General features: G+C 64.7%; 15 protein-coding genes. 7 read left to right on the forward strand and 8 right to left on the reverse strand.

The genetic code is table 11. The features are described 5' to 3' along the window. Nucleotides 1–12: 12 nt before the first annotated feature. The 4 genes from ugpB to ugpC all read left to right on the forward strand — a co-directional run bounded on the left by ugpB (nucleotide 13) and on the right by ugpC (nucleotide 4,168). Complete coding sequence (ugpB, locus tag RM190_RS02625) at nucleotides 13–1,308, forward strand: sn-glycerol-3-phosphate ABC transporter substrate-binding protein UgpB (RefSeq protein WP_311757839.1); 1,296 nt, start codon at nucleotides 13–15, stop codon at nucleotides 1,306–1,308. A 66-nt stretch (nucleotides 1,309–1,374) separates the two neighbouring features. Then, nucleotides 1,375–2,256, forward strand: a complete 882-nt coding sequence (ugpA, locus tag RM190_RS02630) for a sn-glycerol-3-phosphate ABC transporter permease UgpA (protein WP_311757840.1) — start codon at nucleotides 1,375–1,377, stop codon at nucleotides 2,254–2,256. Continuing rightward, nucleotides 2,249–3,109, forward strand: coding sequence for a sn-glycerol-3-phosphate ABC transporter permease UgpE (gene ugpE, locus RM190_RS02635; RefSeq protein ID WP_311757841.1), 861 nt, complete (start codon nucleotides 2,249–2,251; stop codon nucleotides 3,107–3,109). Before ugpA ends, ugpE begins: the two co-directional genes overlap by 8 nt. Next, nucleotides 3,110–4,168 carry a sn-glycerol-3-phosphate ABC transporter ATP-binding protein UgpC gene (gene ugpC / locus RM190_RS02640; RefSeq protein WP_311757842.1) on the forward strand — a complete coding sequence of 353 codons (1,059 nt, stop codon included), beginning with the start codon at nucleotides 3,110–3,112 and terminating at the stop codon, nucleotides 4,166–4,168. It begins immediately after the preceding gene. Here ugpC and RM190_RS02645 read toward each other — a convergent pair. The 6 genes from RM190_RS02645 to RM190_RS02670 all read right to left on the reverse strand — a co-directional run bounded on the left by RM190_RS02645 (nucleotide 4,165) and on the right by RM190_RS02670 (nucleotide 10,634). After that, complete coding sequence (locus RM190_RS02645) at nucleotides 4,165–5,133, reverse strand: ABC transporter ATP-binding protein (protein WP_311757843.1); 969 nt, start codon at nucleotides 5,131–5,133, stop codon at nucleotides 4,165–4,167. The genes ugpC and RM190_RS02645 overlap by 4 nt on opposite strands. After that, complete coding sequence (locus RM190_RS02650) at nucleotides 5,130–6,119, reverse strand: ABC transporter ATP-binding protein (protein WP_311757844.1); 990 nt, start codon at nucleotides 6,117–6,119, stop codon at nucleotides 5,130–5,132. The genes RM190_RS02645 and RM190_RS02650 overlap by 4 nt, the downstream gene beginning before the upstream one ends. A gap of 3 nt (nucleotides 6,120–6,122) precedes the next feature. Then, the gene (locus RM190_RS02655; protein ID WP_311757845.1) at nucleotides 6,123–7,001 is read right to left on the reverse strand and encodes an ABC transporter permease; all 879 of its coding nucleotides are present in this window, start codon (nucleotides 6,999–7,001) and stop codon (nucleotides 6,123–6,125) included. 1 nt (nucleotide 7,002) lies between these two features. Continuing rightward, nucleotides 7,003–7,974: an ABC transporter permease gene (locus RM190_RS02660; protein WP_311757846.1), complete on the reverse strand. Its 972-nt coding sequence runs from the start codon at nucleotides 7,972–7,974 to the stop codon at nucleotides 7,003–7,005. Between the two features lie 16 nt (nucleotides 7,975–7,990). Beyond that, the gene (locus RM190_RS02665) at nucleotides 7,991–9,583 is read right to left on the reverse strand and encodes an ABC transporter substrate-binding protein (RefSeq protein WP_311757847.1); all 1,593 of its coding nucleotides are present in this window, start codon (nucleotides 9,581–9,583) and stop codon (nucleotides 7,991–7,993) included. Nucleotides 9,584–9,689: 106 nt separating this feature from the next. Next, nucleotides 9,690–10,634 (reverse strand): LysR family transcriptional regulator, encoded by a 945-nt coding sequence (locus tag RM190_RS02670; protein ID WP_311757848.1) that lies wholly within the window; start codon nucleotides 10,632–10,634, stop codon nucleotides 9,690–9,692. A 105-nt stretch (nucleotides 10,635–10,739) separates the two neighbouring features. On the opposite strand from RM190_RS02670, the gene RM190_RS02675 reads away from it, so the two are divergent. Together RM190_RS02675 and RM190_RS02680 are read left to right on the forward strand one after the other, a co-directional pair. Continuing rightward, complete coding sequence (locus tag RM190_RS02675; protein WP_311757849.1) at nucleotides 10,740–12,374, forward strand: amidohydrolase; 1,635 nt, start codon at nucleotides 10,740–10,742, stop codon at nucleotides 12,372–12,374. Between the two features lie 2 nt (nucleotides 12,375–12,376). Continuing rightward, nucleotides 12,377–13,330 (forward strand): CobW family GTP-binding protein, encoded by a 954-nt coding sequence (locus RM190_RS02680; protein ID WP_311757850.1) that lies wholly within the window; start codon nucleotides 12,377–12,379, stop codon nucleotides 13,328–13,330. Nucleotides 13,331–13,355: 25 nt separating this feature from the next. On the opposite strand, the gene RM190_RS02685 is transcribed toward RM190_RS02680, so the two are convergent. After that, complete coding sequence (locus RM190_RS02685) at nucleotides 13,356–14,231, reverse strand: isocitrate lyase/PEP mutase family protein (RefSeq protein ID WP_311757851.1); 876 nt, start codon at nucleotides 14,229–14,231, stop codon at nucleotides 13,356–13,358. Nucleotide 14,232: 1 nt separating this feature from the next. Then, nucleotides 14,233–14,979 carry an SDR family NAD(P)-dependent oxidoreductase gene (locus RM190_RS02690; RefSeq protein WP_311757852.1) on the reverse strand — a complete coding sequence of 249 codons (747 nt, stop codon included), beginning with the start codon at nucleotides 14,977–14,979 and terminating at the stop codon, nucleotides 14,233–14,235. Nucleotides 14,980–15,167: 188 nt separating this feature from the next. Between RM190_RS02690 and RM190_RS02695 the strand changes: the two genes are divergently transcribed. Then, on the forward strand, nucleotides 15,168–16,451 hold the full coding sequence (locus RM190_RS02695; protein WP_311757853.1) for an MFS transporter: 1,284 nt from the start codon (nucleotides 15,168–15,170) through the stop codon (nucleotides 16,449–16,451). The last annotated feature ends 41 nt before the right edge of the window (nucleotides 16,452–16,492 follow it).

The following is a 16,492-nucleotide window of genomic DNA, read 5'->3' on the forward strand; positions in this document are numbered from 1 at the left end:
GGAGTAAGTCGCATGAAGAATCTCAGCCTATGGCTTTGTGGATTCGCAGCCCTGCCGTTCGCGGCACAGGCCCAGACCGAAATTTCGTGGTGGCACGCGATGACTGGCGCCAATGCCGAGGTTGTCGAGAAGATCGCCGGTGATTTCAACGCAAGCCAGTCCGATTATGTCCTGAAGCCGGTGTTCAAGGGCACCTATCCCGAAACGCTGAACGCGGGCATCGCCGCCTTCCGCGCGGGACAGGCCCCGGACATCATCCAGGTCTTCGATGTCGGGACTGGCGTCATGATGGGCGCGCAGGGTGCGATCAAGCCCGTGGCCGAGGTGCTGACCGAAGGCGGCTTCACCTTCGACAAGAGCCAGTATCTGCCCGGCATCGTCGGATATTATTCGACCCCGGAAGGCGAAATGCTGTCCTTCCCCTACAACTCGTCCTCGCCGATCCTGTATTACAACAAGGACATCTTCCAGAAGGCCGGGCTGGATGTCGACGCACCGCCCCAGACCTGGGCGGAGGTCTGGGCCGCGGCGCGCAAGATCAAGGAATCCGGCGCGGCAACCTGTGGCTATACCTCGACCTGGCTGACCTGGATCCATACCGAGAACTTCGCGGCCTGGAACAACGTCTCGTGGGGGACCAACGAAAACGGCCTGGCTGGCACACCCGAGCTGAAGATCGACGCCCCGCTTTTCGTCAAGCATTTCCAGGAACTGGCCGATCTGGCGAAAGAGGGGGTCTTCGTCTATGGCGGGCGCACCAGCGAGGCGAAGCAGAACTTCACCTCGGGAGAATGCGGCATTCTGACCGAAAGCTCGGGGGGATTGGGCGATATCGTCAAATCCGGGATGAATTACGGCATCGGCAAGCTGCCCTATGACGAGACGGCCCAGGGCGCGCCGCAGAACACCACGCCGGGCGGAGCGTCGCTTTGGGTGATGGCGGGCAAGTCGGACGACACCTACAAGGGCGTCGCCGCTTTCTTCAACTATCTCTCGAAGACCGAGGTGCAGCAGTTCCTGCACGAGCAGTCGGGCTATTTGCCGGTGACGATGGCGGCCTATGAGGCAACCAAGGCGTCGGGCTTCTACGAGAAGAACCCGGCGCGCGAGGTGCCGATCCTGCAGATGTCGGGCAAGCCCCCGACCGAGAACTCCAAGGGGGTGCGCGCGCCAAACCTGCCGCAACTGCGCGATATCCAGAACGAGGAATACGAAAAGATGCTGGCCGGCCAGCAGACCGCCGAACAGGCGCTGCAGAACGCGGTGACCCGCGGCAATGCCGCGATCAAGGAAGCCGCAGGCGGCTGATCCCGCCAATCGGGCGCGCGCGGTCCCTGGACGGCGCGCGCCCCGGTTCCGACAAGGGGATCCCGCATGAGAAGAACCGTCTTTCCGCACAGGCTTTTGCCCTGGCTGCTTCTGGCGCCGCAGCTGGCGATCACGCTGATCTTTTTCTACTGGCCCGCCGGGCAGGCGTTCCGACAATCCATGCTGAAGGAAGATCCCTTCGGCCTGAAATCCAGCTTTGTCGGGCTTGCGAATTTCCGGCGGGTGCTGAGCGATCCGAACTATCTGAACTCGCTGCAGGTCACGGCGGTCTTTTCCGTGCTGGTCGCAATCCTGCCGATGGCAATCGCGCTGTTCCTGGCGGTGCAGGCGGAACGGATCGTGCGCGGCAAGGGCATCTATCGGACGCTGATGATCTGGCCTTATGCGGTCGCCCCGGCCATCGCGGGCATGCTGTGGTTGTTCATGTTCAATCCCAGCTTCGGCACGCTGGCCTGGCCATTGAAGCAGATCGGCATCCAATGGAACCCGCTGCTGAACGCGAACCACGCCATGATCCTTGTGGTCGCTGCGGCGACATGGAAGCAGATCAGCTACAATTTCCTGTTCTTCGTTGCCGGCTTGCAGGCGATCCCGACCTCGCTGCTTGAGGCTGCGGCCATCGACGGCGCAAGCCGGCGTCATGCGTTCTGGACCATTGTCTTTCCGTTGCTGGCGCCGACGACGTTTTTCCTGTTGGTCGTGAACACGGTCTATGCGCTGTTCGATACCTTCGGCATCATCCATGCCGTGACCGGGGGCGGTCCGGGCAAGGCGACCGAGACGCTTGTCTACAAGGTCTATAACGACGGCTTCGTGAACCTCATCATGGGCGATTCTGCCGCGCAATCGGTGATCCTGATGCTGATCGTGATCGCCCTGACCGCCTTCCAGTTCCGCTTCATCGAACGGCGGGTGCACTATGGCTGAAAGCCCGCTTGCCGCGCGCGCCCCGTCGCGGATGCTCAGCCACCTGTGGATGGTCCTGGGCGTCATCGTGGTCGTCTTTCCGGTCTATTATGTCTTCATTGCCTCGACCCACTCCACCCAGACGATCCTGCGTCCGCCGCTGCCGCTGGTGCCGGGGGCCGAGGGACTGCACAATTACGGCGAGGCGTTTTCCGGCCGCATCGGCCAGATCGGCGGCGTCAGCCTGTGGCGGCTTCTGGGAAATACGACCCTGGTGGCCCTGGGCATCGCCATCGGCAAGATCGCGATCAGCATGGCCTCGGCCTATGCGATCGTGTTTTTTCGCTTTCCGCTGCGCATGGCCTGTTTCTGGCTGATCTTCATCACCCTGATGCTGCCGGTCGAGGTCCGTATCCAGCCGACCTACAAGGTCATGGTGGATCTGGGTCTGATCGACACCTATCCGGGCCTGATCCTGCCGCTGATCGCATCGGCCACGGCGACGCTGCTGTTCCGCCAATTCTTCATGACCATCCCGGATGAGTTGCTTGAGGCGGCGCGGGTCGATGGCGCGGGGCCCTGGCGCTTTTTCAGGGACATCCTGTGGCCGTTGTCACTGACCAACGTGGCGGCGATCTTCGTGATCCAGTTCATCTATGGCTGGACGCAATATCTGTGGCCGCTGCTGGTCACGAACTCCAATGAAATGAACACCATCGTCATCGCGCTGCGCAAGATGATCTCGTTTGCGGATGCCGATACCCCCTGGAACCTTGTCATGGTGACCTCGGTCCTTGCGATCCTGCCGCCGATCCTGGTCGTCGTGCTGATGCAGCGCTGGTTCGTGAAGGGCCTTGTCGAGACGGAGAAGTGAATGGCCCATATCCTGCTGAACGACCTGCGCAAAAGCTATGCCGGACAAGAGGTCATCCACGGCGTCACCATGGACATTGCCGACGGCGAATTCGTGGTGATCGTCGGCCCCTCGGGCTGCGGCAAGTCGACCCTTCTGCGCATGGTCGCGGGGCTTGAGGGCATCAGCGCGGGCACGATCGAGATCGACGGAAAGGTGGTCAACACGCTTGAGCCGCGCGACCGAAATATCGCAATGGTGTTCCAGAACTATGCGCTTTACCCGCATATGAACGTGCGCGAAAACATGGCCTATGGGTTGAAGATCGCAAAGCTTCCCAAGGCCGAGATCGAGGCGAGGGTGCTGCGCGCGGCCCGCATGCTGGAGCTTGAGCCCTATCTGGACCGCAAGCCCCGCGCCTTGTCGGGCGGGCAGCGCCAGCGGGTCGCGATGGGGCGGGCGCTGGTGCGCGAACCCTCGGCCTTCCTGCTGGACGAGCCCTTATCCAACCTTGACGCCAAGCTGCGGGTGCAGATGCGGCTGCAGATCAAGGAGATGCACCTGCGGACCGGGCAGACCACGCTTTACGTCACCCATGATCAGGTCGAGGCGATGACGCTGGCTGACCGGCTGATCGTCATGAACAGCGGCGTTGCCGACCAGATCGCGACCCCGCTTGAAGTCTATGCCACCCCGGCCAGCGAATTTGTCGCGGGCTTCATCGGCTCTCCCGCGATGAACATCTTCACCGTTACGGCCGAGGGAGGCAGCGCGCTTCTGCCCGGCGGGCACCGCCTGCCACTGGCCGGACTGCCCCCGTCCGGCGAGGTCCGGCTGGGGTTGAGGCCCGAGGATCTGGAGATTGCCGCACCGGGCCAGCCCGCCATCCCGGTCGAGCTGCGCTCGGTCGAGCGGCTGGGCGCCGATGCCTTTGGCTATGGCATGATCCAGGGATCGGACGTGCCCTTCACGCTGCGGCTGGCCGGAAACTCGACCGCGCAAAGGGGGGACCGCATCGACGTCCTGCCCGCCGAGGGACGCCTGCACCTGTTTTCGCCCCAGACGGGAAAGCGGCTTTAGGCGGGGACAGAAACCGCAGCAAGGTGGCAGGCGACGCGGTGTCCAGCGGCGGTCATCCGCAAATCGGGCGCCGTGCTGCGACAATGCGCGACGACCGACGGACAGCGCGACGCAAAGCGGCAGCCCTGTGGCAGGTTGACCGGGCTGGGCGGATCGCCCTGAAGCCGGGCGCCTCCCCCTCGCCGCCGGTGCTCCGGCGAAAGCGATGGGGCGGCCGCGATCAGCGCCTGCGTATAGGGATGGCGCGGTGTGGCAAAGATTTGCGCGGTCGGGGCCTGTTCGACGATCTGACCCAGATACATCACTGCGATTTCGTCGCAGACGTGGCGGACGACGCCAAGATCGTGGCTGATGAACAGATAGGTGATCCCGGTTTCGCGCTGCAGGCGGCGGATCAGGTTCAGCACCTGGGCCTGCACCGCGACATCCAGCGCCGAGACGGGCTCGTCGAAGACGATCAGGTCGGGCCGGGTCGCAAGCGCACGCGCCAATCCGATCCGCTGTCTTTGCCCGCCCGAGAACTGGTGGGGGTAAAGTGACTTCAGTTCGGGGCGCAGCCCCACCTGGGTCAGCAATTCCTCGACCCGCGCATCGCGTCCGGCGGGGTCGCCATAGCCCAGTAGGTCCATCGGCTGGCGGATGATGCGCCCCACCCGCTCGCGCGGGTTCAGCGAGGAAAAGGGGTCTTGAAACACCATCTGGAAGCGGGGACGGGCGCGGCGCAGGGCCTCGCCCTCGATCCGGCTGATCGGGGTGTCGTCAAGCTCGACCTCACCGCCGGTGATAGGGGCAAGCCGCATGACGGCAAGCGCCGTGGTGGTCTTGCCCGATCCGGATTCCCCGACGATGCCAAGGGTCTGGCCGCGTGGGATGTCGAAGCTGACCCCATCGACGGCATGGACCCTGCGCCCGTTCGGGGCCGGGAAGTGAACCTTGAGGTCGCGGACGGAAAGCAGCCGGGTCATGCGAATGCCTCGCTTGCAGTCAGGTGGAAACAGGCCGCGGACTGGCCCGGCGACAGCGCGACATGGCCGGGCTGCCCATCGCGGCATGCGGGAGTTGCAACCGGACAGCGCGGCTGGAATGCGCATCCCCGGCCAAGATCCGTCAGGGCGGGGACGATGCCGGGGATCTCGGGCAGGTCGGCGTCGGGATCGGCGTCGAGGCGCGGAATGCTGGCCAGAAGGCCGCGGGTATAGGGATGGCCGGGACGGTCAAGCACGGCATCCGCCGGGCCGCGTTCGATCACGCGGCCGGCATACATCACCGCGACCTTGTCGGCCATTTCCGCGACTGCGCCCATGTCATGGGTAATCAGGACGATCGCGGTGCCGGTCTGCTGGCGCAGTTCGTCCAGAAGCCCGAAGATCTGGGCCTGAACGGTCACGTCCAGCGCGGTCGTCGGCTCGTCCGCGATCAGCAGCCGGGGTTCGCAGGACAGCGCCATCGCGATCATCACCCGCTGGCGCATCCCGCCCGAAAGCTGGTGCGGATAGGCCTTTGCGCGCAGTTCGGGTTCGGGGATGCCAACGGCGCGCAGCATCTCGACCGCCCGGGCCTGCGCCGCCTTAGGACTGACCTTCTGGTGCAGGCGCACCGCTTCGGCGATCTGCTCGCCGCAGGTGAAGACCGGGTTCAGCGAGGTCATCGGTTCCTGAAAGATCATGGCGATGTCGCCGCCCCGGATCTTTCGGATCTCAGCGGGCGAAAGGCTGGTCAGGTCGCGGCCCATGAAGCTGATGCTGCCCCCCACGATCCTGCCGGGGGGCGAGGGGATGAGCCCCAGGATCGACAGGGCGGTCATGCTTTTGCCGCAGCCGGATTCGCCGACGATCGCCAGCAGTTCGCCCTGATCCACGCTGAAGGACACGTCGTCCAGCACATGGGCCAGCCCGCGCCGGGTGGCGAAGTCGACTTTCAGGTTGCGGATCTCCAGGACGGGATCGGTCATGGCTCAGCGCTCCCTTAGCCGGGGGTTGAAGGCGTCGTTCAGGCCGTCGCCGACCAGGCTGACGCCCAGGACGGTCAGGAAGATCATCGCGCCGGGCAGCGTCACGACCCACCACGCATCCAGCAGGTATTCGCGACCCGATCCGATCATCAGCCCCCAGGACATGATGTTGGGATCGGACAGGCCCAGGAAGCTCAGTCCGGCCTCGAACAGGATGGCCATGCCGATGGTCAGCGTCCCCGAGACGATCAGCGGTGGCAGCGCATTGGGCAGGATCACGCGCCAGATGATATGGCCGTCGCCCGCGCCGACGGCCCGCATCGCGCTGACATATTCCAGTGTGCGGATGCGGCGGAACTCGGCCCGGGTCAGGCGCGCGGTCTGGGGCCAACTGACGATGCCGATGGCCAGCGCCACGTTGACCAGCGTGGGTTGGAACAGCGTGACCACCACCATCGCGAACAGAAGCGGGGGCAGGACCTGGAAGAACTCGGTCACACGCGTCAGCATGTCATCCACAAGGCCGCCATAGAAGCCCGCATAGGCCCCGATCACGACGCCGATGACCATGGTGATCAGCGCGGCCGCGAAGCCCACGGCCAGCGTCGCACGTCCGCCCGCGATCAGACCGGCCAGGATGTCGCGTCCCAGATTGTCGGTGCCCAGCGGAATCGTCGGATCATCACCGGGCGGCGAAAGCGGTGCCCAGACGATCTCGAACGGGTCTACATGGTAAAGCAGCGGCCCGGCAAAGGTCATCAGCACGACAAGCGTCATCACCAGCAGCCCCAGCATGGCCGAGGGGCTGCGGCGGAAGATCTCCCAAGCTTCGCTCAGGGGCCCGCGGGCGGCTGGAACCGAGGTTCTGGCTTCGGCGGTCATGTCAACGTCCTCCGGCAAGGCGCGGATCCAGCAGACGCGACACGAAATCGGTCAGCAGGTTCGCGATGATCACGATCAGGGTCGAGAAGAACAGGATGCCCAGCACCGTCGGGTAATCGCGTGCGAGGATGGCCTGAAATGCCAGCGTGCCAAGGCCGGGCCAGCTGAACACGGTCTCGACCAGAACCGCGCCCGAGATGATGGCCCCGAACTGCATCCCGGCGACGGTGACGACCGGCAGCAACGCATTGCGGAACGCGTGGCGGCCCAGAACCTGTCTTTCGCTGACGCCCTTGGCGCGGGCGGTACGGATATAGTCGGCGCCCAGCACCTCCAGCATCGAGGCGCGGGTCAGCCTGCTATATTGCGCCAGATAGACCAGCCCCAGCGTCAGCGCGGGCAGGACAAGGTGATGGGCGATGTCCAGCGCCCGCGTCAGCGGTCCGCCGACCTTGACGACATCGATCATCCCGGCGATCGGGAACAGCGGGATCTTGGCTCCGAACAGGATGACCAGCATCAGCCCCGTCCAGAAGACCGGTGCGGAATAGCCCACCAGCGACAAGACCGTGACCACCCCCGAGGCGATGCCACGCGGGTTCTTCGCCGCCATCAGCCCCAGCCGCGTGCCGGCCAGCACCGCAAAGGCCAGCGCCGCGGCCACCAGCAGCAGCGTCGGGCCAAGCCGGGACAGGATCAGCTCGACCACCGGGCGGTTGTAGAAATAGGACATGCCCAGATCGCCCTGAAGCGCACGGCCCAGATACAGCGCAAGCTGGGTCAGCACCGGCTTGTCCAACCCGTATTGCTGGCGGATCGCGGCCATGACCTCGGGGCTGGCACCGCCCATTTCGCCCGCGATCACCTGTGCCGGGTCGCCGGGCGCAAGCTGGATCAGCAGGAAGTTCAGCACCAGCACGGCAAGGATCAGGCCGACCGCGTAAAGCAGCTGCCGCAGGATACGACGCATCATTGCAGGGCCTCCGCGCCTATTGCTTCAGCCAGACGTCATCCATCGGACCCATCGGTCCCCAGATCGAGACGGGCGGGTTCTGCACGGCCTGCGTATAGACCGTGTGATAGGGAACCTCGTTGATGAAATGGATGGGGATGTCCGCGGTGATCTGCTTGAAGGCCTGACCGTAAAGATCCTTGCGCTTTGCCTGATCAGGCTCGGTCGCGGCCTCGGTCATCAACTTGTCGACCCCCTCGTTGCAATATTGCTGGGTATTCGACCAGATGATCCCCTGCCGGATGTTCGAGCAAAGATAGGTTCGGTTCACCCCGATCACCGGGTCGCCCCAGTTGAAGACCTGATCCATGGTCAGGTCGAAGTCATAGGACGAGATCCGCTGCGCCCAGGTCGGAAAATCGGGCGAGGCGCGGACGCTGATCTCGACCCCGGCCTTGGCCAGCGCCGCCTTGACATATTCGGCGACGGCGCGCTGCTGTTCGTCGGCATCGGGAAGATAGTCGATCCGCAGCGACAGCTTCTTTCCCCCCTCGCCATAGCCGGCTGCGGTCAGCAGGGCCTTGGCTTTGTCGAGGTCGAAGTCATAGCGCGCCACATCCTCGGAGAAGAAGGGGCTTTCCTGCACCACCGGCTCGACCGCGGGCTTCGACAGCCCGGCATGCAGGGCCTTGGTCACGAAATTCCGGTCGATGGCATGGGCGATCGCCTGGCGCACGCGGACATCGGCCAGGTCCGGCTGTTTGGTGTTGAAGGCAAGCCAGTTGATCGGGCCGATCGCGGCATAGCCCTTGTCGGTCACGGACATCTTGCCCGACTTCTCAAGCCGCCGGATCAGCCGCGTCGAATCGAGCAGGGGGAACATCTGCGCCTCGCCCGATTCCAGGGCCAGTACGCCGGAATTGGAATCCTGGTATTGCCGGATCACGATCCGGTCCAGATAGGGACGCCCCTTCAGGAAAAAGCCGTCATAGCGTTCCAGAATGATGTGCTGCCCCGGCTCGAATGCCGTGACCTTGAAGGGGCCGGAGCCGATGGGAAGGTTGTTCTTGGGGTTCGACTTGATGTCCTGCCCGTCGTCGAGGACATGTTTCGGCAGGATCGGCGTCAGTGCCGAGGACAGGACCAGCAGGATCGGCGGATGCGGCGCGCTCATGCGGATCACGACGGTTTGCGGATCGGGGGCCTCAAAAGCCTCGACAGGCGCCAGCATGGTCGAGAAGGGGTGGTTCTTCTTCGCCACGTCAAGCGACCATGCCACGTCTTCGGAAGTGATGGGCTTGCCGTCGTGGAAGGTCGCGCCCTGCACCAGTTTCAACGTCAGAACCTTGTTATCGGGGCTGAATTCCCAGCTTTCGGCCAGATAGGGCTGGGGCTGGAAATCCTCGCCATAGCGCAGGAGCGTCGCGAAGATCTGCGCCGCGGGCACGCCGGTCGCGATGCCGGATTGGACCGCCGCGTTCAGATGGCGCGGCTTCTGGACCGATGCGATGACCAGTGTGCCGCCTCGCTGCGGTTCTTCGGCGTGGACCGCCGGCGCAAGGGTAAGGGCGGTCAGGGCCGCGGCCCCGGCGAGCAGGGCGCGACGGGTAAGGACTGCGATCGGACGCATCGATGTCTCCTGTTGGGGGCGCGCGCCGGGTTCTGCAATGGCGCTGTCACATCAATGAATCCGTATGGTCAGCTATGCGGCAAATGCATTTTTGCGCCCCACTTCCTCAGAATTCCTGGGGAATGTAGGGACGGATGAATGCCCGGTCGAAGGCCCCCTGCATCGCCTGCATCTCGCAAGCCGCGACAATCGCTTCGCAAACGGGTGTCAACTTGGTGTCCCGGCGGGTCAGAACGCCGACGCGCGGTGCGTCCAGTTCGCCGGCCAGCGGCAGGCGCACCAGATCGCCCTTGGCATAGGTCTGCTCGATCATCGGGCGGATGTTGAAGATGCCGTAGCACATGCCGGCGGCGATCAGCGCCCGCATCATGTCGGTCGAGCGCGCCGAATAGACTACGTTCGGCTTCAACCCGCGGCCTGTGAACAGGTCCATCAGATAGCGGCGCGACATTTCCAGGTCCAGAACGACCAGAGGTTCTGGCGCAAGCTGCTCCAGCGTGACGAAGCGCCCGCTGGCCAAGGGATGCGAAACGGGCAGCGCCGCGTGGGGATAGCCTACGAACAGCGGCAAGAAGCGATAGATCAGCTCGTGGACGGGGCCATAGCACAGGGCGAAATCCGCCTCTCCGCTTTCCAATGCGCCCCCGATCTCTTCCGAGGTGCTTTCCATGACATCGATGCGAAGCTGAGGATAGCGTTCGCGCACGTCCGACAGGATGGTGGGCAGAAGGATCGGGGCCAGCGGGGTAAAGCAGGCGATGCGCGCGGTACCGTCGATCATCTGGCCAAGGTTCATGATCTTGTCGTCGAAACGCGCCTGCGCTGCCAGAAGAAGCCGGATCTCGTCCAGGAACTTGCGCCCGAAATGGGTGGCGGCAATCCCGCGCGACGGGACACGGGCAAAGACCGGCTGACCCGCCTGCGCCTCGATATGGTCGATGGCGGCGGCGATCGACGATGGCGAGACCAGCAGTGTTTCCGCAGCGGCGGTGATCGATTGGTGCCGCTCGGCCGCCTCGATATAGCGCAGGTGTTTCAGGGTGTAGTGCATTCTACCCTCAGCATATCAGAGGAATTACCGCTGAATTATGCATTTCCCGCAGGAAGGATGTCACGGCTAATCTGGCGAAAACAATCGGTTCGTCGGAGACGTCGCATGATCCCTACCGTGTTTTCTGCCAAGCGCATCATCACCATGGACCCTTCGCGGCCCGAGGCGACGCATGTGGCGGTCTCGCCCGAAGGGCGCATCCTTGCCGTCGGCAGCCCCGGTGACATGGGCGACTGGGGCGAGGTGCGCCACGATGACCGCTTCGCAGACAAGGTGCTGATGCCGGGTTTCGTCGAGGGTCACGCCCACATGATGGAGGGCTCGATCTGGCGCTTTACCTATCTTGGACATTACGAACGCACCGCCCCTGATGGCCGCGTCTGGCCGGGCATCGCCAGCGCCGGGGAACTGGTCGCACGCCTGCGCGAACGTGCCGCCGAACTGGGCGATGGCCCGATCATCGGCTGGGGTTTCGATCCGCTGTTCGTCCCCGGCGAGCGACTGTCACGGCTGGATCTGGATCAGGTCTCGACCACGCGGCCGGTGGTCGTCCTGCATTCCAACATGCATCTTCTGACCGCCAACAGCGCCGCGCTGGAACTGGCCGGATACGATGACGCGACCGATGTGCCGGGTGTCCTGCGCGGCAAGGACGGCATTCTGCACGGCGAGCTGCACGAGATGGGGGCGATGTTCCCGGTCATGCGCCGCGTGGGGGCCAGCTTTCGCAGCATGGGCGGCGATGCCGAGGCGATCTGGAACTTCGCCCGCTCGGCCTGCCGGGCGGGGGTAACGACCTCGACCGACCTGCTGAACGATCTTGGCGATGACATGCTGGCCAATCTGGAGGAGACGACGGGCAAGGCAGACTATCCCTTGCGGCTGGTGCCCATGCTGTCGGCAATGGCCCTGCCGCCGCAAGAGATCGGGCCGCGCGCGACGGCTCTGCAGGCACGTTCCACCGACCGCCTGCGGCTTGGCGGGGTCAAGATCGTCACCGATGGCTCGATCCAGGGCTTTACCGCGCAGTTGCTGGAGCCGGGCTATTACCGGGGCACCGACAACCGCAGCTGGAACATCGCACCCGAGGCGCTGCGCACCATGACCGATGACCTGAACCGGCAGGGCATCCAGATGCATATACACGTGAACGGCGACGGCGCCAGCCTTGCCGCCATCGAGGCACTGGAGGCGGCCTTGGCCGGGCATTTCCGCCCCGACCATCGCCACGTGCTCCAGCACTGCCAGATGGCGGATCGCGCCCAGCTTCGCCGGATCGCGGCCCTGCAATGCTGCGTGAACCTGTTCGCGAACCATCTGTATTACTTTGGCGACAAGCATTATGAGGTCACGATCGGCCCGGAACGTGCCAGCCGCATGAACCCTTGCGCCAGCGCCTTGGAAATGGGGATCCCGCTGGCCATTCACTCGGATGCGCCGATCACGCCGCTTGCCCCCCTTGTCACCGCCTGGTGCGCGGTCAACCGTCGCACCGACAGCGGTCGCCAGCTTGGCACATCCGAGCGGATCGGCCTGGACGCCGCCCTGCATGCGATCACGCTGGGTGCGGCCTATACGCTGAAGCTGGACAGCGAAATCGGTTCGGTCGAGGTTGGCAAGCGCGCCGATTTCGCGGTGCTTGAGGATGACCCCCACGCTCTGGGGGCCGAGCGTCTGCGCGAAGTCCGCGTCTGGGGCACAGTCTTCGGCGGCCAGGCGGTTCCGGCAGGGTCGTTCTGACGATGGCGGGGCCGCTGCCTGTCAATATCCTGTGCGGCTATCTTGGTGCGGGCAAGACCACCTTGCTGAACCACCTGCTGACCCGCGCGACCGAGCGGGTGCTGGTCATGGTCAACGATTTCGGCGACGTGCCGGTCGATGCCTCGCTGATCGCGCGGCAGACGACCGACACGATCCAGCTCAGCAACGGTTGCATCTGCTGCTCGATGGGCGGGGGACTGTTCGATGCCTTCGACAAGGCGCTGAACCTGCGCGGCAAGGTGGATCGGCTGGTGATCGAAGCCAGCGGCGTCGCCGAGCCACGCCGGCTGGCAAGCTTTGCGCTGGCGGAACGCGACCTTGACTGCCAGGCGGTGCTGGCGGTGGTCGACCCGCTGTGTATTGCCGAGCGTCTGGCCGATCCCCGAACGGGTCAGGTCGCACGAAGACAGATCCTTGGCGCGGATGCGCTTTTTCTGTCACGGGCGGATATCTCCGGGCGGGTGGCGCTGCGGCGGGCGGCGCGATTGCTGGCCGGTATGAACCCTCTGGCCAGCCAGCACCTCGCCCCGGATGGCGTATTGGATCAGGCGCTTCGGCAGTCCCATGACTTCAATGCCTTGTCTGCCCTGCACCCGGCCGACGACCGCGACGGCGACCACCGCAACCTGTTCGCCAGTCGGACGTTGCGGCTGGCCGGCCCGGTCGATCGCCAACACTTGCTGGCAGCCATCAGTCGCCACCAGCGCGGAATCCATCGGTTGAAGGGCTATCTGCGCCTGTCGGAAGACGCGCTCCCCCAGCTTTTGCAGCTGGCCGGCGGGGTCGTGACGCTGGTACCGGTCGAAGGGGCGGGCGAGCTGCCGATGGATCGGGTTGTCGCGATCGGTCCGGATGCGGGCTGCATCGACGCGCTGCAGGCAGAGCTTGCGGGACAGGAAGTTCGGGTCGCCGCCACCCGCGAAGGCTGGGCCTGACGCGCGGGCGGCGGCGACGGGCCGGTCAGGAAGTCACCGGCCAACCGAAATCATGGTCCAGCCCGTCGAAACGCTCGAGATCCACCAGATCGGCGAATTCGCCATAGCTGCACATCGCGTCGGCGCGGCGGACGGGTGTTCCATCGGCCTTCAACGTCTCCAGAGTCTGCGACACGGCCCGGACCGCGGTGAACAGCGCGGAAAGCGCATAGAAGGCGACCGAGAACCCCATGTCCTGCAAGTCCGAGGCTTTCAGCGCCACCGTTTCGTTCCCGTCGACGATGCTGACGACCTTGGGGCCCGGCACGGCGCGGGCGACGGCCTCGACCTCGGCGATCTTCTTGATGCCGTCGACGAAAACCAGATCGACGCCCGCATCCTGATAGCGTCTGGCGCGGGCCACGGCCTCGTCGATGCCAAGGGCGGGCAGGGCGTCGGTGCGGGCGATCAGCATCATCTCATGCGTACCGCGTGTCTTGACGGCGGCCTGCAGGCGGCGCGCGTTTTCCTCGGCGTCGATGACTCGGATGCCGGCGCGCTGGCCGCAGCGCTTAGGCATCTGCTGGTCTTCAAGATGGATCGCGGCGACGCCCGATGCAGCATATTCCTCGACCGTGCGGGCAAGGTTGGCAAGCCCTCCATAGCCGGTATCGGCATCCGCGATCACCGGGATCGTGGTCGCCCGCACCATGTTCCGGGCATGATCGGTCATCTCGGTCTGGCTCATCAGCCCGATATCGGGCATTCCCAATCGCGCCGCCGTGGCGCCGAAGCCGGTCATGTAGACGGCCCCGAAACCCGCGCGCTGGACCATCCGCGCGGTCAGCGGATCGGCTGCGCCGGGGGCCATGACCAGCCCCTGCCGGATGGCGCGACGCAGCGCGCTTGCCTGGTCCGCCATTTCAGCGCCCCCCCGATACGTCGATGGAAATCCCGGTGACATAGGCCGAGGCGTCCGAGAACAGCCACACCGCGCAATCCGCGACTTCGTCGGCGGTGCCCAGTCGCTTCAGCGGGATCACGTCCGCCATCGCAGCGATTTTCGAGGGATCGGTGAACACGTCCTTCTGGATCTCGGTATCGATGACGCCGGGGGCCATCGCATTCACGCGCACATGCGGGGCCAATTCCTTGGCAAGCGCGGTGGTGAAGGAATGGACCGCGCCCTTGGTCGTGGCATAGGCGATCGAGCCGACCATGCCGCCCGTCCGCTGCGCGATCGAGGACAGGTTGACGATCGCGCGACCCTCGCGGCCCGAGGGGGCCGACAGAAAGACGTTCGAGACGACGAACACGCTTTTCAGGTTCACTGCCAGCACGCGGTCCAGCTCTGCCTCGTCAAGCTCGGTGACGGACATGTGCCGCCCGATGATGCCCGCGTTGTTCAGAAGATAGTCGAAACCCCCGAAACGTGCGCGTGCGACCTCGGCCGCGGCGCGAACGGCGCTGCTGTCCGAGACGTCGACTACCGCCGTTTCGATCCGGTCGGGCGCCAGCACCCGCAGTTCCTCCAGCCGTGCCGCATTGATGTCCCACACCACCAGGTTCGCACCCAGATCAAGCAGCTTGCCCGCGACGGCGCGGCCGATGCCCGACGCGCCCCCGGTAATCAGGGCAGTGCGGTTTTCAAAGCAGGGATAGGTGTTCATGCATCTCCTCCGGGCAAGAATGACGGGGGGATAAAGCATGGGTCGCGGATGCCCGTCAACTAGGGCACTAGATTAAAATGGTAGTTGTCAAAACCGTGAAAGCCGCTAAGGATGCGCCCGCAATGGCCGGGCCCCGCGTCCGGCAGCAGGAGGAGAATTCAGGAATGGCACTATCCGGCCCCGCGTCCATGACGCTGGACACAAACCTGCGCGACCGCACGATCAGCAAGCTGAACCGGCGGATCGTGCTTTTCGCTTTCATCTGCTTCATCGTGAACTATCTCGACCGGGTGAACATCGGCTTCGCCGCGCTGCACATGAACGAAGATATTGGCCTGACGCCCTATATCTTTGGAATCGGCGCGGGCATCTTCTTCGTCGGCTACCTGGCCTTCGAGATCCCGTCGAACATGATGCTGCACCGTTTCGGCCCGCGCGTCTGGATCGCGCGGATCATGGTGACCTGGGGGCTCGTTTCCTGCGGGATGGCCTTCGTTCAGGGGCCGACCTCGTTCTATATCATGCGCTTCCTGCTGGGCGTGGCCGAGGCGGGCTTTGCACCGGGCATCCTGCTTTACCTGACCTATTGGTTCCCCGCGCGCGAACGTGGTCGGGCCACTGCGACCTTCATGACCGCGACGGTGCTGTCGATCGTCTTCGGCGCGCCGCTGTCCAGCTGGCTGATCGACGCGGGCGAGGGGCTTTGGGGCCTGCGCGGCTGGCAGGCGATGTTCATCCTGGAAGGCGTACCCGCCGCGATCCTGGGGATCGTCGCCTTCTTCTATCTGGTGGACAGCCCGGAAAAGGACCGCCACTGGCTGGCTCCGGACGAACGCAAGTGGCTGATCGCCCAGCTTGAGGCCGAACGCCGCGCCGCGCCGCAGGACACCCGCCATGACCTGGCCGAGATCTTCCGCGACTGGCGCGTCTGGCTGCTGACCATCGTTTACATGTTCAACGGCATTGCAGTTTACGGCGTCATCATGTGGCTGCCGCAGATCGTGAAGTCGCTTGGCAACCTGACCACGCTGCAAACCGGCTTCGTCTCGGCCATTCCGTTCATCTTCGCGGGGGCTGGTCTTGTTCTTGTCTCGCGCAGTTCGGACCGGACCGGAGAGCGCAAGTTCCACACCGCGATGGGCGGACTTGTCGGAGGCATCTTCCTGGCCGCCTCGGCCATGGCGGGATCGCCGCTGATGGGGCTGGTGCTGCTGTGCATCTGCGCCTTCTTCCTGTGGTCCTATATGGGCGTGTTCTGGACGCTGCCTCCGCAATTCCTGCAAGGCGCGGCTGCGGCGGGCGGGATCGCGGCGATCAACGGCTTTGCCCAGATTGGCGGCTTCACCGGGCCTTACATCGTGGGTTACGTCAAGTCGGCGACGGACAGCTTCCAGCTGTCGTTGCTTGCCCTTGCCATCTTCCCCGTCCTAGGATCGCTGCTCTGCATGACGCTGAAGGCGAAGCGCGACTGACCCCCGCGCGCGCCCAAGGCGGGCGCGCGCCATCCGAACCC

It is taken from the genome of Paracoccus broussonetiae, assembly GCF_031854425.1.
Taxonomy (GTDB): domain Bacteria; phylum Pseudomonadota; class Alphaproteobacteria; order Rhodobacterales; family Rhodobacteraceae; genus Paracoccus; species Paracoccus broussonetiae.

Coding starts and splice junctions, on each gene's coding strand:
- ugpB (WP_311757839.1), top strand. CDS start 13: ATGAAGAATCTCAGCCTATGGCTTTGTGGATTCGCAGCCCTGCCGTTC.
- ugpA (WP_311757840.1), top strand. CDS start 1,375: ATGAGAAGAACCGTCTTTCCGCACAGGCTTTTGCCCTGGCTGCTTCTG.
- ugpE (WP_311757841.1), top strand. CDS start 2,249: ATGGCTGAAAGCCCGCTTGCCGCGCGCGCCCCGTCGCGGATGCTCAGC.
- ugpC (WP_311757842.1), top strand. CDS start 3,110: ATGGCCCATATCCTGCTGAACGACCTGCGCAAAAGCTATGCCGGACAA.
- RM190_RS02645 (WP_311757843.1), bottom strand. CDS start 5,133: ATGACCCGGCTGCTTTCCGTCCGCGACCTCAAGGTTCACTTCCCGGCC.
- RM190_RS02650 (WP_311757844.1), bottom strand. CDS start 6,119: ATGACCGATCCCGTCCTGGAGATCCGCAACCTGAAAGTCGACTTCGCC.
- RM190_RS02655 (WP_311757845.1), bottom strand. CDS start 7,001: ATGACCGCCGAAGCCAGAACCTCGGTTCCAGCCGCCCGCGGGCCCCTG.
- RM190_RS02660 (WP_311757846.1), bottom strand. CDS start 7,974: ATGATGCGTCGTATCCTGCGGCAGCTGCTTTACGCGGTCGGCCTGATC.
- RM190_RS02665 (WP_311757847.1), bottom strand. CDS start 9,583: ATGCGTCCGATCGCAGTCCTTACCCGTCGCGCCCTGCTCGCCGGGGCC.
- RM190_RS02670 (WP_311757848.1), bottom strand. CDS start 10,634: ATGCACTACACCCTGAAACACCTGCGCTATATCGAGGCGGCCGAGCGG.
- RM190_RS02675 (WP_311757849.1), top strand. CDS start 10,740: ATGATCCCTACCGTGTTTTCTGCCAAGCGCATCATCACCATGGACCCT.
- RM190_RS02680 (WP_311757850.1), top strand. CDS start 12,377: ATGGCGGGGCCGCTGCCTGTCAATATCCTGTGCGGCTATCTTGGTGCG.
- RM190_RS02685 (WP_311757851.1), bottom strand. CDS start 14,231: ATGGCGGACCAGGCAAGCGCGCTGCGTCGCGCCATCCGGCAGGGGCTG.
- RM190_RS02690 (WP_311757852.1), bottom strand. CDS start 14,979: ATGAACACCTATCCCTGCTTTGAAAACCGCACTGCCCTGATTACCGGG.
- RM190_RS02695 (WP_311757853.1), top strand. CDS start 15,168: ATGACGCTGGACACAAACCTGCGCGACCGCACGATCAGCAAGCTGAAC.